This window comes from Pedobacter sp. Leaf250 (assembly GCF_920984735.1).
Taxonomy (GTDB): Bacteria; Bacteroidota; Bacteroidia; order Sphingobacteriales; family Sphingobacteriaceae; genus Pedobacter.
In genome coordinates this window covers 166,246-189,257 of the sequence record NZ_CAKLBU010000002.1, presented here as the reverse complement: position 1 = coordinate 189,257, position 23,012 = coordinate 166,246, and the positions used below count along the sequence as shown (strand labels likewise).

26 protein-coding genes are annotated in these 23,012 nt (G+C 35.1%); 17 read left to right on the top strand and 9 right to left on the bottom strand.

Going from position 1 to position 23,012, the window contains the following annotated elements; all coding sequences use genetic code 11:
• Nucleotides 1-8: 8 nt before the first annotated feature.
• From LUA91_RS02785 to LUA91_RS02765, 5 genes are all read left to right on the top strand, one after another.
• Nucleotides 9-944, top strand: coding sequence for an ABC transporter substrate-binding protein (locus LUA91_RS02785; RefSeq protein ID WP_231424429.1), 936 nt, complete (start codon nucleotides 9-11; stop codon nucleotides 942-944).
• Between the two features lie 73 nt (nucleotides 945-1,017).
• Nucleotides 1,018-1,704: a Sir2 family NAD-dependent protein deacetylase gene (locus LUA91_RS02780; protein ID WP_231424428.1), complete on the top strand. Its 687-nt coding sequence runs from the start codon at nucleotides 1,018-1,020 to the stop codon at nucleotides 1,702-1,704.
• Nucleotides 1,694-2,419 (top strand): diphthine--ammonia ligase, encoded by a 726-nt coding sequence (locus LUA91_RS02775; protein ID WP_231424427.1) that lies wholly within the window; start codon nucleotides 1,694-1,696, stop codon nucleotides 2,417-2,419. Before LUA91_RS02780 ends, LUA91_RS02775 begins: the two co-directional genes overlap by 11 nt.
• 125 nt (nucleotides 2,420-2,544) lie before the next feature.
• Nucleotides 2,545-3,042, top strand: coding sequence for a YMGG-like glycine zipper-containing protein (locus tag LUA91_RS02770; protein ID WP_231424426.1), 498 nt, complete (start codon nucleotides 2,545-2,547; stop codon nucleotides 3,040-3,042).
• 84 nt (nucleotides 3,043-3,126) lie between these two features.
• Nucleotides 3,127-3,462 (top strand): Dabb family protein, encoded by a 336-nt coding sequence (locus tag LUA91_RS02765; RefSeq protein ID WP_231424425.1) that lies wholly within the window; start codon nucleotides 3,127-3,129, stop codon nucleotides 3,460-3,462.
• A gap of 203 nt (nucleotides 3,463-3,665) precedes the next feature.
• Here LUA91_RS02765 and LUA91_RS02760 read toward each other — a convergent pair whose 3' ends face one another.
• Both LUA91_RS02760 and LUA91_RS02755 read right to left on the bottom strand, forming a co-directional pair.
• Nucleotides 3,666-3,917, bottom strand: a complete 252-nt coding sequence (locus LUA91_RS02760) for a hypothetical protein (RefSeq protein ID WP_231424424.1) — start codon at nucleotides 3,915-3,917, stop codon at nucleotides 3,666-3,668.
• A 27-nt stretch (nucleotides 3,918-3,944) separates the two neighbouring features.
• Nucleotides 3,945-4,637, bottom strand: coding sequence for a DUF3291 domain-containing protein (locus LUA91_RS02755; RefSeq protein ID WP_231424423.1), 693 nt, complete (start codon nucleotides 4,635-4,637; stop codon nucleotides 3,945-3,947).
• Between the two features lie 115 nt (nucleotides 4,638-4,752).
• Between LUA91_RS02755 and LUA91_RS02750 the strand changes: the two genes are divergently transcribed.
• The 9 genes from LUA91_RS02750 (at nucleotide 4,753) to LUA91_RS02710 (ending at nucleotide 11,671) form a co-directional block, all read left to right on the top strand.
• On the top strand, nucleotides 4,753-5,241 hold the full coding sequence (locus LUA91_RS02750) for a GAF domain-containing protein (RefSeq protein WP_231424422.1): 489 nt from the start codon (nucleotides 4,753-4,755) through the stop codon (nucleotides 5,239-5,241).
• A 1-nt stretch (nucleotide 5,242) separates the two neighbouring features.
• Complete coding sequence (locus LUA91_RS02745) at nucleotides 5,243-5,848, top strand: DNA-3-methyladenine glycosylase (protein ID WP_231424421.1); 606 nt, start codon at nucleotides 5,243-5,245, stop codon at nucleotides 5,846-5,848.
• A gap of 54 nt (nucleotides 5,849-5,902) precedes the next feature.
• Nucleotides 5,903-6,391, top strand: a complete 489-nt coding sequence (locus LUA91_RS02740; RefSeq protein ID WP_231424420.1) for a pyridoxamine 5'-phosphate oxidase family protein — start codon at nucleotides 5,903-5,905, stop codon at nucleotides 6,389-6,391.
• Between the two features lie 68 nt (nucleotides 6,392-6,459).
• Nucleotides 6,460-7,755 carry a kynureninase gene (gene kynU, locus LUA91_RS02735; protein ID WP_231424419.1) on the top strand — a complete coding sequence of 432 codons (1,296 nt, stop codon included), beginning with the start codon at nucleotides 6,460-6,462 and terminating at the stop codon, nucleotides 7,753-7,755.
• 3 nt (nucleotides 7,756-7,758) lie between these two features.
• Entirely contained in the window at nucleotides 7,759-8,619 is an 861-nt protein-coding gene (locus tag LUA91_RS02730; protein ID WP_231424418.1) for a bestrophin family protein, read from the top strand.
• Nucleotides 8,619-9,521 (top strand): histone deacetylase, encoded by a 903-nt coding sequence (locus LUA91_RS02725; RefSeq protein ID WP_231424417.1) that lies wholly within the window; start codon nucleotides 8,619-8,621, stop codon nucleotides 9,519-9,521. Before LUA91_RS02730 ends, LUA91_RS02725 begins: the two co-directional genes overlap by 1 nt.
• 23 nt (nucleotides 9,522-9,544) lie before the next feature.
• Nucleotides 9,545-10,228, top strand: a complete 684-nt coding sequence (locus tag LUA91_RS02720) for a pseudouridine synthase (RefSeq protein ID WP_231424416.1) — start codon at nucleotides 9,545-9,547, stop codon at nucleotides 10,226-10,228.
• A 38-nt stretch (nucleotides 10,229-10,266) separates the two neighbouring features.
• Nucleotides 10,267-11,001: a hypothetical protein gene (locus tag LUA91_RS02715; protein WP_231424415.1), complete on the top strand. Its 735-nt coding sequence runs from the start codon at nucleotides 10,267-10,269 to the stop codon at nucleotides 10,999-11,001.
• 49 nt (nucleotides 11,002-11,050) lie between these two features.
• Nucleotides 11,051-11,671 carry a hypothetical protein gene (locus LUA91_RS02710; RefSeq protein ID WP_231424414.1) on the top strand — a complete coding sequence of 207 codons (621 nt, stop codon included), beginning with the start codon at nucleotides 11,051-11,053 and terminating at the stop codon, nucleotides 11,669-11,671.
• On the opposite strand, the gene LUA91_RS02705 is transcribed toward LUA91_RS02710, so the two are convergent.
• From LUA91_RS02705 to LUA91_RS02695, 3 genes are all read right to left on the bottom strand, one after another.
• On the bottom strand, nucleotides 11,664-13,019 hold the full coding sequence (locus LUA91_RS02705; protein WP_231424413.1) for an MATE family efflux transporter: 1,356 nt from the start codon (nucleotides 13,017-13,019) through the stop codon (nucleotides 11,664-11,666). The two genes, LUA91_RS02710 and LUA91_RS02705, sit on opposite strands and share 8 nt — an antisense overlap.
• Nucleotides 13,020-13,150: 131 nt before the next feature.
• Nucleotides 13,151-13,777 (bottom strand): helix-turn-helix domain-containing protein, encoded by a 627-nt coding sequence (locus tag LUA91_RS02700; RefSeq protein WP_231424412.1) that lies wholly within the window; start codon nucleotides 13,775-13,777, stop codon nucleotides 13,151-13,153.
• Nucleotides 13,778-13,785: 8 nt separating this feature from the next.
• Entirely contained in the window at nucleotides 13,786-14,271 is a 486-nt protein-coding gene (locus LUA91_RS02695) for a PaaI family thioesterase (protein WP_231424411.1), read from the bottom strand.
• Between the two features lie 286 nt (nucleotides 14,272-14,557).
• On the opposite strand from LUA91_RS02695, the gene LUA91_RS02690 reads away from it, so the two are divergent.
• The 3 genes from LUA91_RS02690 to hemF all read left to right on the top strand — a co-directional run bounded on the left by LUA91_RS02690 (nucleotide 14,558) and on the right by hemF (nucleotide 17,099).
• On the top strand, nucleotides 14,558-14,767 hold the full coding sequence (locus tag LUA91_RS02690; protein ID WP_231424410.1) for a coproporphyrinogen III oxidase: 210 nt from the start codon (nucleotides 14,558-14,560) through the stop codon (nucleotides 14,765-14,767).
• 103 nt (nucleotides 14,768-14,870) lie between these two features.
• The gene (locus tag LUA91_RS02685; RefSeq protein ID WP_231424409.1) at nucleotides 14,871-16,100 is read left to right on the top strand and encodes an MFS transporter; all 1,230 of its coding nucleotides are present in this window, start codon (nucleotides 14,871-14,873) and stop codon (nucleotides 16,098-16,100) included.
• A gap of 105 nt (nucleotides 16,101-16,205) precedes the next feature.
• Complete coding sequence (gene hemF / locus LUA91_RS02680; RefSeq protein WP_231424408.1) at nucleotides 16,206-17,099, top strand: oxygen-dependent coproporphyrinogen oxidase; 894 nt, start codon at nucleotides 16,206-16,208, stop codon at nucleotides 17,097-17,099.
• Here hemF and LUA91_RS02675 read toward each other — a convergent pair.
• From LUA91_RS02675 to gyrA, 4 genes are all read right to left on the bottom strand, one after another.
• Nucleotides 17,096-17,797, bottom strand: a complete 702-nt coding sequence (locus LUA91_RS02675) for an endonuclease V (protein WP_231424407.1) — start codon at nucleotides 17,795-17,797, stop codon at nucleotides 17,096-17,098. The genes hemF and LUA91_RS02675 overlap by 4 nt on opposite strands.
• 136 nt (nucleotides 17,798-17,933) lie before the next feature.
• The gene (locus LUA91_RS02670) at nucleotides 17,934-19,079 is read right to left on the bottom strand and encodes a lipopolysaccharide assembly protein LapB (protein ID WP_231424406.1); all 1,146 of its coding nucleotides are present in this window, start codon (nucleotides 19,077-19,079) and stop codon (nucleotides 17,934-17,936) included.
• Nucleotides 19,080-19,189: 110 nt separating this feature from the next.
• The gene (locus tag LUA91_RS02665; RefSeq protein ID WP_231424405.1) at nucleotides 19,190-20,278 is read right to left on the bottom strand and encodes a lipopolysaccharide assembly protein LapB; all 1,089 of its coding nucleotides are present in this window, start codon (nucleotides 20,276-20,278) and stop codon (nucleotides 19,190-19,192) included.
• A 25-nt stretch (nucleotides 20,279-20,303) separates the two neighbouring features.
• Nucleotides 20,304-22,892 (bottom strand): DNA gyrase subunit A, encoded by a 2,589-nt coding sequence (gene gyrA / locus LUA91_RS02660; protein WP_231424404.1) that lies wholly within the window; start codon nucleotides 22,890-22,892, stop codon nucleotides 20,304-20,306.
• Nucleotides 22,893-23,012 lie beyond the last annotated feature (120 nt).

Sequence of the window (23,012 nt, the reverse complement as noted above, 5' to 3'; positions counted from 1 at the left end):
TACCTCCAATGAAAGTTGTTTCCTTTTTACCTGCCGCAACCAAAATGATTTACGATATGGGCTTGCAGGAATATTTACACGGTGTAACATTCGAGTGTCCGAAAGAGGCGGCAGATCAACCAAAAGTGGTAAGATGCATTTTAGAAGGTAAAAATTATTCCAGCATCGAAATCGATCGAATTTTTTCTGCCTCAAAAGCGCAGGGAAAAAGTTTGTATTGGGTTGATGATGAACTTTTAGAAAGCATTGCTCCGGATATTGTTTTCACACAAGATATATGTGAAGTTTGTAATATCGACACGGTTTGCACAGAAACAGCTGTAATGAAGCTTTCTAAAACACCAAAGTTGGTTCCGTTATCGCCTAATAATCTTCAAGATGTTTCTGAATGTGCAATAACCATAGCAAAAGCATTGGGTAAAGAGGAAGTTGCGTTAAAGTACCTGGCTAGTCTTCAAAACAAAACAGAATACATTTTAGATCAATTAAGAGCAAATAAAGCGCCTTTAAAACGAGTAATGCTAATGGAATGGATTGAGCCAATATACAATTGCGGACATTGGATTCCTTTTCAAATTGCAGCGGCAGGTGGGATTGATATGTTGTCAAATCCTGCTGGAGATTCAATTGTTACCCAATGGGAGAAAGTAGTTAAATATAATCCTGAGGTTTTAGTTATTGCACCATGTGGTTTTGATAAAACCAGAACGCTTGAAGAAATGAGTCTCCTTGTAACCAAAAATAATTGGGATCTATTGGAAGCGGTTAAAAATAATCAGGTTTATATTGCAGATTTTGACATGTTCACACAGCCTAGCATAGGCACTTTGGTTGATGGTATACAAGCTTTAGCATGCATGTTTCATCCCAACATATTTAAAGCCGATAAAAGAATTAGTGAAAAATTCATCAATTTTTCTGATGCCAAAGTACTTCAGTTTTAATACATCTAGTTACTAATCAAATTATGTTGATTGTGCATCAATCAGTTCGATAATTTAGTTTTATAAGCTACATATGAAAATAGTTGTTTTAACTGGAGCAGGTATCAGTGCCGAAAGTGGATTAAAAACATTCAGGGATTCTGATGGTTTGTGGGAAGGTTATAATGTATATGATGTAGCTACCCCAGAGGCTTGGGAACGTAACCCTAATTTGGTACAGGAATTTTATAATGAGAGAAGACGCCAAATAATTGCTGCCGAACCCAACCAAGCTCACCAGATTTTAGCTCAGTTAGAAGAAACATTTGATGTCGAAATTATTACACAAAATATAGATGACTTGCATGAACGAGCTGGTTCAAAAAAAGTTACCCACCTGCACGGAGTGATAACAAAATCGCAATCTGACCTCAATCCAAATCTTACCTATACCGTAAATGGAGCAGAAATTAAAATGGGCGAACTTTGTGAATTGGGTTCACAGCTACGTCCGCATGTGGTTTGGTTTGGCGAGGCTGTACCCATGATTGAAGTTGCCGCTCGAATTTGCACCCAGGCTGAGGTTTGTGTATTGATTGGAACTTCATTAGCAGTTTATCCTGCAGCTGGTTTGGTAGATTTTGTGCCTTCTGAAGCGACTAAATATATCATAGATCCAAAAACCCCCAATGTTAAAAGATACAAGAACATTGTCAAAATTGAAGAAAATGCTGTTCAGGGTATGAAAGAATTAAGAAATATGCTTCTTAATGGAAAATAAAAAGCTTTGCATTTTCAATTGGAGCGGTGGAAAAGACAGTGCCCTAGCGCTTCATGATGTACTTCAAGATCCATCTATAGAAATAAAATACCTTGTTACCACAGTCACCGATCAATATAACCGGGTTTCGATGCATGGTGTAAGGGAATCTCTATTAATTGCTCAGGCTGAAAGTATTGGAATACCACTTTATCAAATCCGTTTAGGAGAAATGCCAGATATGGAAAGTTATGATCGGGTAATGCATTCGCACTTATCAAAATTTAAAGATGAAGGCATTACACATTCTATTTTTGGCGATATTTTTTTGGAGGATCTTCGTAATTACCGCGAAACAAAACTTGCAGAAGTAGGAATGAAAGCCATTTTTCCACTTTGGAAAAGTGATACTAATCAACTCATTAAAAAGTTTTTAGATCTGCACTATAAAACCATCATTGTTTGTGCACAACAAAATTTGGAATTATTTTGTGGAGAAATATTAACCATTGATTTAATATCTAAACTTCCATCGGATATTGATCCTTGCGGTGAAAACGGAGAGTTCCATACCTTTGCTTTTGAAGGCCCTATTTTTAAAAAGAATATTCCATTTAAGTTAGGGGAGAAAGTTTTTAAAACTTATAATCAACCAAAAAAAGACAATAATATTAAAGATGATATTGATTCAAAAAATGATAAAATTGGATTTTGGTATCAAGATTTAGAAAATTAATTACACTCATTAAAACTTTTTGGCATCATTTTTTCTTTAGTGTATGTAATTAACTAAAATACACATCCTAATGAAACCTGTTTGTGAGGTTAGGTAGCAAACAAGATTCATATAAACAAAAAGTTATGAAAAAGATATTTGTAGTAATCGCATTGAGTTCAGTAATGTTTGCTTGTAACAATAAAGCAAAAGAAGAAGCTGCATTGAAACAACAAGAAGCAGAAAAACAACTTGCTATTAAAGCAGTTAAAGATAGTTTAAGGTTAGATAGTTTTAAAAGGGCAGAAACTGCCAAAGTTGAGGCTGAAAAAGAAGCTCAGCACCAGGCAGAATTAGCTGCAGCGAGAAGAGCTGGTGCAGCTTCATCAAAATCATCTAGATCATACGCCAGTTCAGGCGGTAGCAGCTCAAGTTCTTACGGAGGTACACAACCAACAGCTAAGAAAAAAGGCTGGAGCGATGGTGCTAAAGGTGCAGTAATTGGTGGTGCAGCAGGTGCAGTTGGTGGCGCACTAATTGATAAGAAAAAAGGTAGAGGTGCAATTATCGGTGGTTTAGTAGGTGCTGGTGGTGGTTACTTAATCGGTAGAGGTGAAGATAAAAAATCCGGAAGAGTACAGTAATCAATAAAATAATAATTATTTCAAGAGCGGCTATTTAATAGCCGCTTTTTTTGTTTAAATAAATCATATCCAAAAGATATTATCATGATAGGAAATATAAACCTTAATCAGGGAAAAATTCAACACTTCGTTTTATTTTGGTTAAAACCTCAACTCACAAAAACTGAAATTCAAGATTTTGCCAACTTTTTTGAAAGTTTAAAACCTATAAAACTGATTAAAAGTCTCCATTATGGTCTAGCGGCAAATACACCAGCAAGACCTGTAATTGATAATTCATTTACCTACTCGCTTTCAATTATTTTCGATTCAATAGAAGATCATAATGCTTACCAGGAGGATAAGATTCATTTAGATGCAGTAGAAAAATTTTCTAAAAATTGGTATAGGGTAGTGGTGCATGATACCGTTCTCGCTTGATGTTTATTTTATTTATTTGGTAAATATTGATACAAAATATTATTTTGTATCGATTATTATTTCCTTTTATATCAGCAAGTTAAGTTAATTTAGCTAAATAAAGAATTTAATTATTATAAGATTATTTGGAAAAGATTGATCCATTTCGCGAAATAAAATTCTGATCACAACTATAATGCATTGAAAGAGAATGCTTTATCGTACTAGAATTGATGCCTTTTATATGCTGCAGTAAAATCACCACGCATAAGCTTAAATCGATCAATTACTGTCGAAATAAATTCTTCATCCAAAATTTCAAAAACATCATTAACACCACCTCCACTCAAATCCAATTCGGCAAGTTTATAACTTTGCTCAAATGTTCCTTGCTCAAATTTTACGATGTATTTATGATTCATTGAAAAAATGCTAATCTTACATTCTGGATGTGGTAATTCTGCAATAATTCTCATTTACTTTTGTTCTTTACTGATGTGTATTTATTTGATTGAAAAAGATTTTCCGTTAAGTGTGCCCCAGCTTTTAATAATTTCAAAACGGGCAAAAAGTTCTTCAGAATACCATTTGCGTTCTCTTGTTAGTTTGATTACGTCAGCATGATTATGTGATTTGTAGGCGTAATTTTTCATGCTTTGCGCATTTTCCCATATTGAAAATGTAGCCTGATCTAAAAGCGGATTTTCTCCAACGCCGGCAGATAGGATGTATCCTTCTGCATTTCGCATTTCAGTCGCAGCCCTTTTAATATTGGTTCTGAATTCTTTTACCTTTCTAAATCTGATAGCAGCTCTGGTAATTACTGCTATATTACCACAGGAAGGTGTGTAATTTTTATCATATATAAATGGTTGTTTTCCAGACCATAATCCATGAGAAGATAAAGGATTTAATAATATTGTGAATTCCTCGTTACCAAATAATCTAAACCACTTTATCGGAAAAGATTTTCTATAAAACTGATCACAATCTAATTGATTATTCCATGTTGTTAAAATTGCCCAGTGCTTAAAATCTGGAGGAAGATCTACTTGTGCATCTCTACCGCTACCCATTAACTTCCAAAAATTACAATTTCTATTTAACCATAACGGAACCCGCAAAATGGCCATTCCTAAAAAAGCAAATGGGATAGCAACTCGATTGAATTTGGTAATGGTTAAGGCAACAATCATTTTTAAGGATTAAATTGTTTCAAAACTAATGAAATTAATATGGCGTATCATTCAATTTTTTGTCATTATCAATCAATAGCTCAAAATTCAGGAAAATCCTATTTAACTTTGGATAATGGCAGAAGATTTAGCAATTAACAGAACCGCAACAAAAACTGAACAATATCAATCTATAATTCCGCAGATTAAGGCTTTGATTACTGGAGAAACAGACTTCGTGGCAAATATGGCGAATGTTGCCGCCGCTTTAAAGGAGCAATTCAATTGGTTTTGGGTTGGTTTTTACCTTGTAAAAAATAACGAATTGGTACTCGGGCCATTTCAAGGACCAGTTGCATGTACAAGAATAAAAAAAGGAAAAGGGGTATGTGGAGCGTCTTGGGAACAAAATAAAACTTTAATTGTGCCCGATGTGGAAGAATTTCCAGGGCATATCGCTTGTGCCTCAGCATCCAAATCGGAAATTGTACTGCCACTAATAAGTGAAGGGGTAGTAATTGGTGTATTAGATGTAGACAGTGAATTTTTAAACCATTTTGATGAAACTGATCAGGTTTATTTAGAGCAGGTTATATTAATTTTATTAAATCATTCATTTAAATAAATTGAAACTCTCTCCCCATTATTATTTGAATGAAGATGTTGTAAATCTAGCAAAGGATTTGTTGGGCAAAGTGTTATATACCAATATCGATGGACAAATTTCTGCAGGTATTATTGTGGAAACTGAAGCCTACTTTGGGATTAATGATAAAGCTTCTCATGCTTATGGTGGAAGAAGAACCAATAGAACGGAAACCATGTACGCCGAAGGTGGTGTAGCCTATGTTTACCTCTGTTACGGAATGCATAACCTTTTTAATGTGGTAACCTCAGCTATCAATGATCCTCATGCGGTTTTGATTAGAGCAATTGAGCCTTTGCTAGGTAAGGAATTTATGGAGGAGCGAAGGAATATGCCATCTACTAAGTCTGCTATTTCTTCTGGACCTGGTTCTGCTGCTAAAGCTCTAGGTATAGATCGTACATTTAATGCAAAGGATTTAACTGGCAATGAAATTTGGATTGAAGACCACAAAATTAATTACGATGATAATGAAATTGCAGCGCTCCCGCGTGTTGGAATTGCCTACGCACAAGAACATGCATTACTTCCTTGGCGTTTCTTTGTTAAAGGCAACAAATATGTAAGCAAACCCAATAAGGTTTAGTTTTAATCAAACATTTCAATCTTCCTGCTGTTTTTCATTCAAATATCTATGATCATGAAAAACGAAAAAAATATAGCAATATTAAAAGAAATGGCCGAAAGTGTTCGCACCTGTATGTTTACCACTTTTTCGGCAAGTGATGAATTTGGTAGCAGACCAATGGGCACCGCTAAAATTGAAGATGATGGAAGCATTTGGTTCTTCACAAATGAATACTCTTTAAAATCAAAAGAAATTTCTAAAGAAAATAATGTATTGCTGGCCTACAGCGATCCCTCTAAAAATACTTATTTAACGGTTAAAGGTAAAGCTGAATTGGTGGATGATCAGGTTAGAAAGGAATCTTATTTTTCGCCTTTTGTTAAAGCCTGGTTCCCTGATGGAGTGGAAGACCCGAGGCTGATTTTAATTAAAGTTACGCCCGAAGAAGCCGAATATTGGGATGCATCATCATCAAAAATTGTGGTGCTTTTTAGTATGCTGAAAGCTGTTGTAACTGGAGATACGCCCGATTTAGGAAAACATGATACTATAAAATTTTAGTGATTTAATTACACTTGAAAAAAGGCAGGATTGGAAACAATGCCTGCTTTTTTTGTATTATTGAGGCGATGAAACCAGAAAATACCTTAGCCTTTGCCAATGAGCTTGATGAAAGAGATGAACTTAAAGATTTTAGGTCACAATTTCTTTTTCCTAAACACAAAAATAAATCATTTATATATCTGTGTGGTAATTCGTTAGGGCTTCAACCTAAAGTTGCAAAGGATGTTTTAAATAGGCAACTAGATAATTGGGCAAATCTTGCAGTGGAGGGTTGGTTTGATGGAGAAGAACCTTGGATGTTTTATCATAAAGAGCTTAAGAAATTAATGGCTCCAATAGTAGGTGCTTTGCCGAGTGAAGTTTGTCCAATGAATACGCTCACAGTAAATTTACATTTGCTAATGGTGAGTTTTTACCAACCGAAAGGTAAAAGATTCAAAATAATTATGGAAGGTGGTGCATTTCCGTCTGATCAATATGCTATTGAAAGCCAGGTTCGGTTTCATGGATTTGATCCCAATGAAGCAATTATCGAGGTGTTCCCACGCGAAGGTGAAGAGATACTTCGAACCGAAGATATCATTGCTAAAATTGAAGAGAACGGTAATGAAATTGCATTGGTTCTTTTTGGCGGAATCAATTACTATACTGGTCAGTGGTACGACATGGAAACCATTACAAAAGCTGGCCATAAGATTGGTGCAATCGTTGGATGGGATTTAGCACACGCAGCTGGAAATGTACCTGTTAAACTTCATGATTGGGACATTGATTTTGCCTGTTGGTGCTCATACAAATACCAAAATTCTGGGCCAGGTGGAATTAGTGGAATATTTGTTCATCAAAAACATTTCGGCAATACAGATTTAAACCGCTTTGCCGGGTGGTGGGGTTATCAGGAAAATAAGCGCTTCAAGATGGAAAAAGGATTTATTCCCGAAGCCGGGGCCGATGGTTGGCAGGTGAGTTGTACCCAGGTAATGCCAATGGCTTTATATCACGCCTCACTTCAAATTTTTGAAATGGCAGGTTATCTAAACACTTTGCGGAAGAAAAGTATAGATTTAACTAACTATCTAGAATTTATTATAAATGAGGTGAATAAAGAAATTGGTTTATTGCAATACAAAATCATTACACCAAAAGATCCAAAGGATAGAGGTGCTCAACTATCCATCATTGCCGCTCAAAAAGGCAAAGAAATTTTTGATGGATTGGTAGATTACGGAATTCTGGGCGACTGGCGTGAACCAAACGTAATACGATTAAGTCCTATTCCATTATATAATTCATTTGAAGATATCTATCTAACTGGCCAGGCACTTATTGAAGTATCTAAAAAGCTCTTAAAATCAAATTAACCCATGATTAATTATAACCCTAAAGATTGGTTTACGTTTATTTTTCATTTCCATAAAGGCGATACTTTCCGTAAACTATGGCCATTAATGATCAGCATGTCGATTTTTTCGGCTTTTGTTGCTTTTCTCGAACTCAATGTATTTAAACTTTCTAAAAGCGATTATGTAAGCAATATTGGAATGATGCATAGCCTTTTAGGATTTGTGATTTCGATGCTCTTGGTATTTCGAACCAACACCTCTTATGATAGATGGTGGGAAGGCAGAAGACTACTTGGTCAATTAACCAACGTAAGCCGCAACTTTGCAATGAAAATAAAGGCTTTAAATTTACCATATGAAGAAATAAGATTTTTTGAATATGGCATTCCTAAATATGCTTTTGCTTTAAAAGAACATCTTCGTGAGAAGAAATATTTTGGCAAAAACAGTTTTTTAATTGAAGTACAAGAAAGCAAACACATACCAAATCAAATCGCCAGCAGCATGATTTCCCGTTTGTATGACTTAACCAGACTAGGTTTGGTTTCTCAAGAGCAGCTGATTGTATTAACAAACGACGTCAATCAATTTACTGATATTTGCGGCGGTTGTGAGCGTATTAAAAATACGCCTATCCCATTTTCATATAGTGTGTTTATCAAGAAATTTATCTTCATTTATGTTCTAACCATCCCAATTGGTTGGGTGTTTAGCTTAGGCTACTATTTGGTACTTATTGTTCCTTTTATCCTCTATGTATTAGCGAGTTTGGAGCTGATAGCTGAAGAAATAGAAGATCCATTTGGATATGATCCCAACGACTTACCAGTTGATCAAATTTCGAATAACATTGAGAAACACATTGAGGAAATTTTAGGGTAATGATCAAAATTGCCTGGCATCCTTTATATGCACACCCTCTACCCGAAGGGCATCGTTTTCCGATGTTAAAATATGAATTGATTCCAGAACAATTACTTTACGAGGGGACAATAGATCAGGGTAATTTATTCACTCCGGAATTAGTTGATGAGGAGATTATTCTCTTAACTCATCAAAATAAATATTGGGAGCAACTCCGCGATTTAACATTGCCGGCTAAAGAGCAAAGGAGAATAGGCTTTCCCTTAAATGCCCAACTGTTGGAACGGGAGTTGCGCATAACCCAAGGCACGATTGATGGAACTGGATTTGCGATTGAAAGCGGAATTGCTTTTAATGTGGCGGGAGGCACGCACCATGCAGGTAGTAATTGGGGCGAAGGATTTTGCTTATTAAATGATCAGGCAATCGCAGCTAACTATTTACTAAATAAAAAGATAGCCAATCGGATATTAATTATAGATTTAGATGTTCACCAGGGAAATGGTACTGCCGAAATATTCCAAAATGAGTCGCGAGTATTTACATTTTCAATGCATGGCGATAAGAATTTTCCTTTTAGAAAAGAAGTTTCAAATTTAGATGTGCCATTAGATGATAATCTGGAAGATGATGCTTACCTATCTCTACTTGAAACGAATTTGAAGATTGCTTTTGAAAAATCTGATCCAGAATTTGTATTCTATTTATCTGGGGTTGATGTACTCTCAACTGATAAGCTGGGAAAGCTATCATTGAGCAAGTCTGCTTGCAAAGAACGAGATAGGATGGTGCTAGAAACCTGTAAAAATAAAGGCCGTCCGTTACAGGTGAGTATGGGTGGTGGCTATTCTACCGATATTAAAGATATTGTAGATGCGCATTGTAATACTTATCGTTTAGCTTTTGATCTGTATAGTTAATTCAATATCCTTATCTTCGCCGCATGTTGGAGATCATTTATCAGGATGAATATTTAATAGCCATTAACAAACCGCATGGACTTTTAGTGCATCAATCGTCGATTGCAAGAGATGCCACTGAATTTGCCTTGCAAATGTTGCGAGATCAGGTAGGGAAACATGTAAGCCCTGTCCACCGATTGGATCGAAAAACGAGTGGCATATTACTGTTTGCTTTTGATAAAGAATCTGAAATTGCCATGCATCAGCAGTTCATGAATGCAGAAACCAACAAAAAATACCTGGCCATTTTAAGAGGCTTTACACCAGAGCAAATGGATATTGATTATCCTTTAGCCAAAGAAAATGGAACCATGCAAGATGCCTTTACTTCGTTTAAAACATTACAACAAGCAGAAGTTGATGTGGCATTTGGAAAACATCAAACTTCAAGATATTCGCTGGTGGAAGCAAGTCCTAAAACTGGTCGTATGCATCAGTTAAGACGGCATTTTAGTCATATCCTACATCCTATAATCGGTGATAGGACACATGGTTGCAACAAGCAAAATAAATTTTTCCTCGAACAATGGAACATGACAACTATGCTTTTACATGCTTCGGAATTAAGTTTCGCTCATCCCAAAACATCTGAACAAATACATTTAAAAGCAAATTTGCATGATGAATTTAGAAGAGTGATGGATTTTATGAAAATGAAACTTTAACACAATTTTTATCGCGAAAAACTGTTTATAAAACATCTATGAATAAATACTTACGTTTAGCCTTTCCAATATTAGCGCTTTTTGCCAGCAGTTGTTCTTCAGTTTATATGCCCAATGTTCCAAACACTCCAATGCTAAGTAAACAAGGCGAATTTAGTGGTGGTGGTCACATCTCACTTAAAGGAAACGCCAGTATTAATGGTGCTTATGCTGTTTCTAACCATATCGGTGTGTTATTTAGCGGCTCTTCTATGAGTAATGAAAGAAGAAGTAAGGATTTTGGACATAAATTAATTGAAATTGGTGGCGGATACTTCGACACATTCGGTCCTGATAACAATAGAATTATCGAAATATATGGAGGAGTAGGAAAGGGTTGGAGTGACATTACTTTTAGAGATTACAAAAACGATGTTTTAGTAAGTAGCGAACTTCAGGAAGTGGATTATCGAAAATCGTTTTTACAGGTTAATTATAGTTCAAAAAAGAAAAACAATTTGAAGTTATTTGGTAAAGCGTTTCCGTTGAATTATGGTACGGCGCTAAGAATTAGCCATGTGAAAATGGATCGTTTTTTCTTAAATGGAGTTGTTCAGCCTAAAGAAGATAATATATTCTTTGAACCCATATTTTTCACCAGAATGGGTTTGAGTAAAACTATTCAGCTTCAATACACTACGAGTAGCAATATTGGATTGAAAAATCGAGATTATATGTCTGCAGGGAATTCCATATTCACTATTGGCGTTGTGGTTAATGTTGGCGGAAAATAAATTTATCTCACCATTTAATTTTATATTTTAGCGTTCTATTTTCAAAAAAATGCTTTCTATAAAATCACTATCAATCTCTATAATTGTTTGGTTATTTCTTTGCTTTAATCCTTCTTTTGCACAGAAAAAATCAGATTATGTAATATTAAAATCTGGCGACACAATTTTCACCGACATTGTTCGAAAATCCAACGATTTTTTCTTTAAAGTAAAACAAACCGATACACTCGAAAAAATTACAGCCGATAACATTAAAGCGTTTTTCATTGTCAAAAATAAAATTCCTTTAGCTTTAAAATATGTTGAAGGGAAAGATAAGCCTGTGTATCTGACCATTTTAGAAAGTGGAAAAATTAATCTATTTGAATCTTCATCGTCAAATTCTGTAGCTGGTGTACACATTAGCGGCATGGCCGGAAGTGGCACATTTGGTGGAGGAAGATCATCAGATATTACTTATTATGCACAAAACAATGGTGCAGATAGCCTTCTTTTTCTTAAGACGAATGGTATAAGTAAATCAAATGCCAAAGGTAGGCTATGCTTCGAAAACTTAATTTCTGATGATAAAGAATTGTTCGATTTCTATAAATCAAAGGAAGAATATAGTTTTGATGTAATTAGGGCGATGATAAAAGCATACAATCGGAGACACACAAAAGTTAAATAGCTATTTTCTTGGTTTTATTTTGAAATCGTAAAAACAATAAGATCGAAGCTGTTAACAAGCCGAAAGTTAGTCCATACCAAATACCATTTACACCTAAGCCGAAGGTAAAACCCAATAGGTAACCAACAGGAATACCTACAACCCAATAAGCTAAAAATGTGATAAATGTTGGCATATTTACATCGCCAATACCGCGAAGCACTCCTAAACCAACAACTTGGGTTCCATCAAATAATTGAAAAAATCCTGCAATAATTAATAACTGACCAGCAATGCCTACTACTTTTAAATCATCGGTATAAATAAAAGGCATAATATGATGAGCAATTATGAAAATAATTGCGGTAAAACTCATAAATAACAATATTACATGGTAACTGGCTATTGCTGATTTACGCAAATCATCAAAATTTTTCTTGCCAAAATTGTTACCGGTTTTAATGGTTGCCGCCGATGCGATACCACTGGCAATCATATAAGTCATTGCGGCTAAACTAATGGCGATTTGATGTGCAGCTTGTTCAGTTGCTCCAATTGTACCAATTAGAATTGCTGCACCACTAAATGCACTAATTTCGAAAGAGTATTGCATGGCAACCGGCGCACCAATCTTAATAATTTTCAGGGCGTATAGTTTATCAATAAAGGTAGCCCTAAAACCAATGAGGTATTTTTTGAAATGTTTTGATCGTAGAACGTAAATAGCCATCACAATTGCCATTAATGATCGATCGATTAATGTACTTAAACCAACGCCGCTTACGCCCATGGGTTTAATGCCAAACATCCCTTTTACAAAAATAATACCTAGGGTAATATTTAAAATGTTTCCCCAAATGGAAACGTACATTGCCTGTTTGGTAAAACCTAAACCTTCTGCAAACTGTTTGAATGTTTGAAAAACCAATAAGGGAATAATAGATATCGATAATAAGCCAAGGTATGGTTTTGCATAAAATACTACTGCAGGTGTTTGATTCAAATGATCTATTACCAACAGTACGCCGAAATGCACCAAAATATAAAGAAATATGCCCACCAAAATATTGATGATCAAACTGCTTGACAAAAGCTTTCCGCACTCTTGATCATTCTGCCTGCCATTTTCTTGTGCTATTAATGGCGTTAAACCATAAGATATGCCCAAACCAATAACCATGATTAAAATAAAAATGCTATTTACTAAAGAAACTGCCGCTAATTGAGTTGTATCGGTAAAATGCCCAATAATTACACTATCGGCCATGTGTACCAATGTGTGGCCAACTTGCGAACCCACAATTGGGAGTGCCAAATGAAGATTTTCTTTGTAGTAAGGCTTGTATTTGGCGTAAATTTTAGAAAACATAAGTCTGCAAAGGTCGGTTTTTTTAACATTAAAAATAAAACCTGTGAAAAGTTAATTTCAGTATTACAAATTCTGCTGATTATACTTATAATAAAAATGTGATTTGTAGGCTCGCAGGATATACTGATTATCTATACGGCAACAAAATACTCTTCTTTTTCTGAAGTGTAAGCTCTAATAACATTCGTTAGAATAAGGCTAACCAGAATTTTTTGCGCCTTGCGATAGGAGCAACGAAGCAATTTGCTCAGTTGCTTTAATGTAATGCGTTCGTTAGCATTCAAATACTCCAAAAGCTTCTTCTCATTATCTGAATAGGAGATGAGTACGCCTGTATCTTGGTGATCATTTTTTAATACTTCAACAATAATCTTACTTGCTAAAACACTTTTATCATCAATCCGAATATAAGCCCACCATTTTTGATGATCATCTAAAGCATAATGTGGTTTAGTGTCGCTCTGCGGAATATTTACAACCAAAACGAGCTTATCATCTACATATATTTCTTCGAAATTAGGCTCTATAGCAGGTTTACAAAATTGATGCGCAGCAGTCAAGATCATGTATTTTTCTTCTTCTTCTGATTTAACGCCTTTAATTGTACCATCATCGGCCACGCCAATTAACAATTTACCACCTTTGTTATTTGCAAAAGCCACCAAACTCTTAGCAATTTTTTCAGTATTGGTTATTGTCTTTTTGAAATCGAGCATAACGCCCTCACCCTGTAGAATCAAACTTTTAATACTCGGCATATCAGCAATTAGTAAGCAACCGTTGGCGTTTCGCCTTGGTGCAGGTTTCGGATGTAAACTTCATTCATTACGGTAGCGCAAAGCTCTCCGTTTTTATTGGTAATTTCCATTGGGTAAGCTTTTACAAACTTTCCAATAGTTTTTAATGCTTCTTCGGCCTCTGCAATCATCTCATCAGAAACATTAATGGTGAAATACAAATTCTCACGCCCAGGTTTTAAATATTGGATGGATGCACTTTTTAACCAAACCCTCACTTTAAAACCCCTGCGCTGCATTAACTGATCAAATAAAAGCGCATAAAATGGATCGGTTGCTGCATAAATTGTTCCGCCAAAAATAGATCCATTATAATTTTTGTTTAAAAAGCTTTTGCTTAGCTTAACTGTACAGCTTCTAAAATCATTTTCAAATTTCTGAACCCAAATGCGCTGAAAAAATAGAGGTGGATAAAAGCGCATTACCCATTTCAAGGTATTTTGAGAAATAATCATATTGTCTAATATCAGAAAGATTTGCCACCTTTTAAAGTTTTACTAATGTTGATTGAGTAATATTTTGGTAAATAACGTGGAAGTGTGTTTGTACAGAATAATTCGAAATAACCTGTATTATTGTCATATCTATAAATTGCAGTTTATTCTATGGTTATGTCGTCTAAATCAAATCGTAAACAGCCTATTAATCAGTGTAGTAAAATAAAAATAATGATGTTCGGAAGAAAAAAGTAAAACCAAATGATTTAAAGGTTGTTAAGTTTACAGATAACAATAAAAAACTATGAAAAAAATAATTTTAAGTCTTGCTTTTGCTGGCTCATTAATGATAGCCACATCTGCATGCAATTCGTCTAAGAATATGGCTGGAACATCAGATACTACTATGACGGATTCTACAACAACGGCTCCAATGGATACGACGAAAACAACAACACCGCCAGATACATCTAAAACGATGCCACCTGATACGACTAAAACACCTCCAATGTAGGATACTAAAAGCCGCTCTTTACCGAGAGCGGCTTTTATTTTTGCAATCTATTTTATTTATTTGCGCTTATTTGTACTTTCATCAAATAAACCAAATATCACAAATGGACCCCCAATCAAAAGCCAACAACCGCAATGTAATTTTCCTGGTAATTGTAGCCGCACTTGGCTATTTTGTAGATATCTACGATCTTGTTTTATTTTCTGTTGTACGTGTACAAAGCTTAACTGAAATTGGTGTTTCTGCAGAGAATATGCAATCTGATGGATTTCTAATCATTAATTCGCAAATGTTTGGTTTGCTATTAGGCGGAATTTTATGGGGTGTGCTAGGCGATAAATTGGGACGCATTAAAGTGCTTTTTGGTTCTATATTATTATACTCATTAGCCAATATTGCCAATGGTTTTGTAACATCCGTTAATAGTTATGCCATTATAAGATTTATTGCTGGAATAGGTCTTGCTGGCGAACTTGGAGCTGGAATAACGCTAGTTGCCGAAACCATGGATAAAGAAAAACGTGGCTATGGAACTATGATTGTTGGGGCAATTGGCTTATTAGGTGCAGCAGTAGCCGCAACTGTTGCTTCTAAATATACCTGGCAAACTTCATATTTTGTTGGTGGAGGAATGGGTTTGGTTTTACTTCTTTTACGTGTTGGCACCTTCGAATCGGGCATGTTTAAGCATGCTGCTAATACAGATGTATCGAAAGGAAACATCTTTATGTTGTTCAATAACAGAAAAAGATTCTTAAAATATTTGTACTGTATATTAATTGGGATTCCGTTATGGTTTGTAGTTGGAATATTAGTTACGCTAGCCCCGGAATTTGGAAAAGCTTTAGGCGCTACCGAACCATTAAAAGCTGGAACTGGGATTATGTTTACCTATTTCGGAATTGCTATTGGCGATGTAGTTACAGGATTACTTTCACAAGTGCTAAAATCTAGAAAAAAGACTGTGTTTATTTTCCATTTGTTATCTGTACTTAGTGTGGTGGTTTATTTAACCAGTTATGGATTAACAAGTAGTTCCTTCATTTGGATTTGCTTGTTTATGGGATTTTCGGTTGGTTATTGGGCAACTTTTGTAACCATCGCATCTGAACAGTTCGGCACCAATATTCGAGCAACAGTAACCACTACAGCTCCGAATTTTGTAAGAGGGGCACTTATACCAATTACATTTCTTTTCGAATTTTTAGCCAAAAAATACAACCTTATCACAGCAGGTTATTTGGTTATGTCCATATTAACCGTTATAGCTGTTTTTGGTTTAAGTCAGTTAAAGGAAAGTTTTAACAAGGATTTAGACTATCTAGAAGAATAAAGCTTAGCGCATTTCTTAATAATGTCAATCAAATGTACTATCTAAACATAAATCAATATTGCTGTTTTAATAGCTTTAAATTTGCGTGTACTTAATCGCACCGCCATGTTTAAAGAAGAAGTTGCAGAACGTTATAAGCAGATACAGGATGAAATTTGCAGAGGATTGGAAATTGCTGATGGAAAGGGCAAATTTCAAGAAGAGCTTTGGGAGAGAAATGGTGGGGGAGGTGGCCGCACCCGGATTATGCAAAATGGTTCGATCATTGAAAAAGGTGGTGTAAATTTTTCTGCTGTTTATGGAAAACTTCCTGAAGCAGTTAAAAAAGCTTTTAATGTTACTGAAGAAGATTTTTTTGCTACTGGCGTATCAATTGTAATACATCCAAACCATCCATTAGTGCCGATTATACACATGAATATTCGGTATTTTGAATTAAATGAGGAAACCCGTTGGTTTGGTGGTGGAATTGATTTAACACCGCATTATGTTTTTGAAAATGATGCCCGTTTTTTCCATCACAAATTAAAACAAGCATGTGATGACTTTAGCACAGATTTTTATCCAAAATTTAAAAATCATGCTGATGATTATTTTTTCATTAAACATCGTGAAGAAACCCGTGGCATTGGTGGTATTTTTTACGATCGCTTAAAGCCAGAGAATACAAACTTATCATGGGAAGAAATTCTTGATTTTTCATTAAATGTTGGTGAAACTTTTTTACCAATTTATACAGAATTGATCGATCGCAATCGGGATAAGGATTTTACCGAAATACAAAAGGAATGGCAATATCAACGCCGTAGTCGTTATGTTGAATTTAACCTGGTATATGATTCCGGAACTAAATTTGGTTTGGAAACCAATGGCAGAATCGAATCTATACTAATGAGTTTACCACCTCAGGCCAATTGGGGTTACAATGTTCAACCAGAAATTAATTCTGAGGAACATAAAACAATGCAATTCCTCAAAAAAGGAATTAATTGGGTTTAAAATAAAGTTAAAAGCTGGTTTACAGTGTGATAACCAGCCAATAATTTTCCCAATCTAAATTGATTAACAATTTCGTGAGCCATTCTGGTTGGTTCTGGTATTCTATAATTTCCAATACATCTTTTCATTATAGCTAAACTTTGTTCCTGCGTTATCAGATGACCAGCAGAAATATAAACTGCTTCACAATTTAATTTAGTTTTTAAGGCAAAGCCAATTGTTGTGCCATCAATATTTCTTATTTCTGCGGTACTATATTTGGCGTTTTCTGGTTGATGATTTGATCCGTGCAGCAAGCTTTTCGCACAGCCAATTGTGGATTGATTGGCTAAAATCCCGAAATGAGATGCAACACCCATACTTCGTGGATGCAGAATTCCATTTCCGTCCAGGACAACAACATCAGGTTTATTGTTGATTAGTTTCCAAACTTTCAACAGAGCCGGCACTTCTTTAAATCCTAAAAATTCTGGCTTGTATGGGAATGTTGTTTCGAAAGTTTCGACTGCAAATGATTGCAAAATCATTTCTGGACATTTGAAAATAACAATTCCTGCAAACATTGTTGAGCTATCTTTATTAAAAGAAATATCAGCGCCAGCAATGGTTGTGATTTGGCTTACAGCTTGAAATTTTAATTGCAGTGCCAATTCATTTTGCAGTTTTGCTGCTTCTTCAAAAGACAAATGATCATACATAAATTATTCAACAACCATAAACTAATATTAGTTCTACAGACAAATAAAAATTGTATTAAAATAAGTCTTATAATTAATATTATGTTAAGTTGATGTTTTCAGCATCCTATCGCCCTTCTATAATTATCATCAACAATTAAAGTTCTTGGAGTTTACGATTCAATTCTTGAACCTTATCAGTGGCATTTTTTTTGGTGTAGATATCAACAAGTAACTGAACTGTTTTTTTATCATTCGGATTTATTTCGTTGGCACGTTGCAATGCAAATTGCGCTCGGTTTATTAAGTTATTATATTTGGCCGATTTATCTGCTTCATTTTTTGCAAGCGTTTCATTCGCACTATTTATATAAGCCAAACTTATTTGGTACAATGCATCAAAATAATTTTGATCTGTGCTGAGTGCTTTATCGTATGCTAAAATTGCTGTAGAATTATTACCACCTGCTTGTTGCAAATATCCATAAAGGAAATATAAAAGTTTATTCCCTTTTTCCACTTTTAAATTACCTTCGATAAGTGCGGCAGCCCTGGTGTAATTTTCTGTATCCAATAAAAGATTAATATAATCATTGGTTAAATTTCTTTGAAATGGATTTTTGATCAAACCATCTTCTAAAGTTTTGATCGCAGTTTCGTTATCATATTTACCTACATAAAGTTGGGCAAGCTTTTGAAACATTCCTGCATTTCGAATTCCATTATCTTGAGCTCTTTTAAAATAATTTATTGCTTCATCATAATTTTGAATGTTTAAAGCACAAATTGCAGTGTTTAATGCCAGAGTTGTATCCGCTGGGAAATTATCGCTTACTTCTTTTAAATCGGTATACGCTTCGGTAAAATCATTATTAAAGAATGATGAATTTGCCTTTTCTTGTTTTTTGATTAATATGTTATGATGTGAAGCTTTGATTAAGCCAGAGTTATCTTCGTATTTATCCAAGCTCCTCGCCTGTTTGATTGCTGCATTGGCAGCATCATAAAATTTATCCGCATTTGCTTTATCGGTATCAATTAATGATGCGTAAGAAGTTAAATACGATTTTATTGCCCAGGTTTCTGCCCAGTTTTTTGTTTTGTTATCTTTTTCAGCAGATTCTATTGATTTAAGACCTTCAGTAATTATAGCCAGTTGTTTTTTTTCATCTTCCTTGTTACCAATTGAGGCCTGTAATTTTCCGACCGAATTTCTAGCGATTAAAATTTGACTTTTTTGAGCTAAAGCATTAAGTGATGTGAAAATTAAGAGCACTAATAATAACTTTGAACCGCTTTGCATAAAATAATTGTTGTGTAATAAATGATAAAAATAAATGCTAATGCTGTAAAAATAAGCAAAAAAAAAGAGTCCCGATTTAATTCGGGACTCTTTTTTAGTTTTACGATACTTTATTGTTTCGGAAGCGCATCTAAACGTTTCTTAATATCCTCATAATTTTTGGTATCATTTCTAAACCCATAAATGGTTTTTAAAGTTTCTAATGCACCAACATTTTTAGCATCAATTTCTAATGCTTTTTTGTAAAAAGGTAATGATTTATCTAACAAACCATTCATTTTAGCAGTTACATCATTAAACTCTTTTACTTTTTTAGCATCAATTTTATTTCTATCATTTTGAAGCTTCAATGCTTGAGAAAAATAAATGTTACCTAATAATACCTGATAACTAGCATTGTTTGGTTCTTTCGTTGCCAAAGAATTTAACATTTGCTCCGATTTTGCTGCATCTCCCCTGTCAATATAAATTTGAGTTTCTGTTTTAATTAACTCAACATTTTCAGGATATTTTGCAGCTGCTTCTTTAATTAAAGCCAATGCAGCAGTTGTATCTTTTTGCTTACGTAAAGTAATGTCAACCAACTCATTATATAAATCTGATGATTGTGGAGAATTTAAAGAAATCACCTTTTTAAATTGCTGAATTGTTGCAGGATAATCTTCAATATTTCTTGCTGCAATACCAGCATTTAAATACATTGAGGTATCTTGTGGATTAATAACTGTAGCCTGAACAAACTTTGCATAAGCAGTTTTATAATCCTTTTTATTATAAGCATTAACACCTGCATTTCTAATCGCATTAGCAATATTGGTTTCAGCTAAAGCAAAATTATCCTTTTCAGCGCCTTTGGTATCTATTTTTTTGCCTTCAGCAACAGCATCTTGAGCAATTTTTAAATTCGCCTCAGCATTAGCTACATCAACTGTATCCATAATTGCTGCAGATGAAGCAAATAAGGCACGGTATGACCAAGCTTCTGGCATTACTTTAGATTTCTCATCAGCAATAGCTTTATCAGTGTTTGCTAAGCCAGCTTTTATAGCATCCATTTTCTTCGCCAAAGGCGTGCTAGCGCCCTGAGAAGTTAATTGGAAAATACCCCATTTCTTTTTTGCTTCGTTAACCTCATTTTTCTGAGCAAATGCAGTGCTTACTGCACCTGCTAAAATTATACCTAGAAATACTCTTTTCATAATTTTTATTCTAATCCTTATTTAGTTAATTTTCTTCTTCCGTTTCATCATCAGCATCTGCTTCATCATCAGTATCTTCAGCTTCTGCAGTATCTGGCTCTAATTCCTCACCATCTGTAACTACAACATCAGTTAAATCTACTGCTTCTTCTTCATCCTCTTCATGATCGATTTTAGTTACCGAAGCAATTTCATCATCACCTTTAAGCGATATCAAACGAACTCCCTGAGTGGCTCGGCCCATTACTCTTAAGGCAGAAACTGGTATTCTAATTACAATTCCAGATCTATTGATGATCATCAAATCTTCGCTATCCGTAACGTCTTTAATTGAGACTAATTGTCCTGTTTTTTCGGTAACGTTAATTGTTTTTACACCTTTACCACCACGATTTGTCACACGATAATCTTCAATGTCTGTACGCTTTCCGTATCCTTTTTCTGATACTACTAACACCGTAACCTCCGGATTGTTTACAGCAATCATGCCAACAACTTCATCTTTGTCATGTGCCAATCTAACTCCGCGTACGCCAGTTGCTGTTCTACCCATCGGACGAACCGTACTTTCGTTGAAACGAATCGCTCTTCCTGAACGTAAAGCCATTACCACTTCACTCTGTCCATTGGTTAAACAAGCTTCTAATAATACATCGCCATCATTAATGTTAATAGCATTTATACCGTTAACACGAGGACGTGAATAAGCTTCGAGAGAAGTTTTCTTAATGGTACCTTTTTTAGTACACATAATGATGAAATTGTTCTCTAGATATTCCTGATCCTTAAGGTTTTTGACTTTGATATAAGCCTTAATTTTCTCGTCTTTTGGAATGTTGATGATATTTTGAATCGCCCTTCCTTTACTAGTTCTCGAACCTTCCGGAATTTCATAAACCCTTAACCAGAAACATCTTCCTGCTTCGGTGAAGAACAACATGTAGTTATGGTTGGTGGCCACCAGCATATGTTCAATAAAATCTTCATTTCTTGATGTACTGCCTTTTGATCCTTTTCCACCTCTACCCTGCGCCCTAAATTCTGTTGCTGGTGTACGTTTAACGTAACCTTCGTGAGAAATTGTGATAACCACTTCTTCATCATCGATGAAATCTTCCATGCTCATATCTTCAGCAGAATGAACAATAGTCGTTTTACGTTCATCACCGAATTTTTGCTTAACTTCTTCTAGTTCATCTTTAATGATTTGCATACGCAAACCTTCGTCGTCTAAAATAGATTTTAAATATTCGATGGTTTTCATTAATTCAGCATACTCTTCTTTAATCTTATCACGTTCTAGTCCGGTTAAACGACGTAAAGTCATATCCAGGATTGCACGAGCTTGAAGATCGCTCAAGCCAAATTTTTCCATTAAGCCAACACGGGCTTCTTCTGGAGTTTCTGATGCACGAATTAACTTAATTACTTCATCTAAGTGATCTAAGGCAATTAAATATCCCTCTAAAATATGAGCACGTTTTTCAGCTTCAGCTAATTCATACTTGGTGCGGCGTACAACAACATCATGGCGGTGATCTACAAAATGAACAATTAAATCTTTGAGATTTAACATTTGAGGGCGCCCTTTTACCAATGCGATATTATTTACACTGAAAGAAGTTTGTAGAGCCGTATATTTATAAAGATTATTTAAAACGATTGATGCATTGGCATCACGCTTAATTTCGTAAACGATACGAATACCATCTTTATTTGATTCATCTTTAATATTAGAAATTCCTTCTAGTTTTTTCTCGCCAACCAATTCAGCAGTACGCTCAATCATTTGTGCTTTATTCACCTGGTAAGGAATTTCGGTAACGATAATTACCTCGCGGTCTTTAATGCTTTCAATTTCTGCTTTGGCACGCATCACAATACGTCCGCGACCCGTTTCGAAAGCTTCTTTTACACCTGTATAACCGTAAATGATACCACCTGTTGGGAAATCTGGAGCTTTTACAAACTTCATTAATTCCTCTATAGTGATGTCTCTATTATCGATATAATTTACAATACCTTCAATACACTCCGTTAAATTGTGGGGCGCCATATTGGTAGCCATACCCACCGCAATACCACTCGATCCGTTGACTAAAAGGTTGGGGATTTTTGCTGGTAAAACGGTTGGTTCTTGTAAGGTATCATCAAAGTTTAACTGAAAATCTACAGTATCCTTATTGATATCAGCAAGCATTTCTTCAGCAATTTTAGAGAAACGTGCTTCAGTATAACGCATTGCAGCAGGTGAATCGCCATCTATGTGACCAAAGTTTCCCTGTCCATCTACCATTGGATAGCGTAAGCTCCAATCCTGAGCCATACGAACCATTGTAAAATATACAGATGCATCACCATGCGGGTGATACTTACCTAAAACCTCACCCACGATACGGGCAGATTTTTTATGGGGCTTATTACTGGTTACACCAAGATCGAGCATGCCATATAAAACGCGGCGGTGAACTGGTTTTAATCCATCGCGTACATCAGGCAAAGCCCGGGATACGATTACCGACATTGAATAGTCAATGTAGGCCGATTTCATCTGCTCCTCTATATTAATTTGGATGATTTTGTCGTTTTGTTGATTTTCTAAATCTTCTGCCATAAATTATTATTCTCGTTATCAAAAACGATATTTCAAAAAAGGTATTATTATAACCTTGCGAATTTAGCAAAATTATGCCGAAATAAGGCATTGTGGAAAAGTTTTGAGCTTTGATAAGGG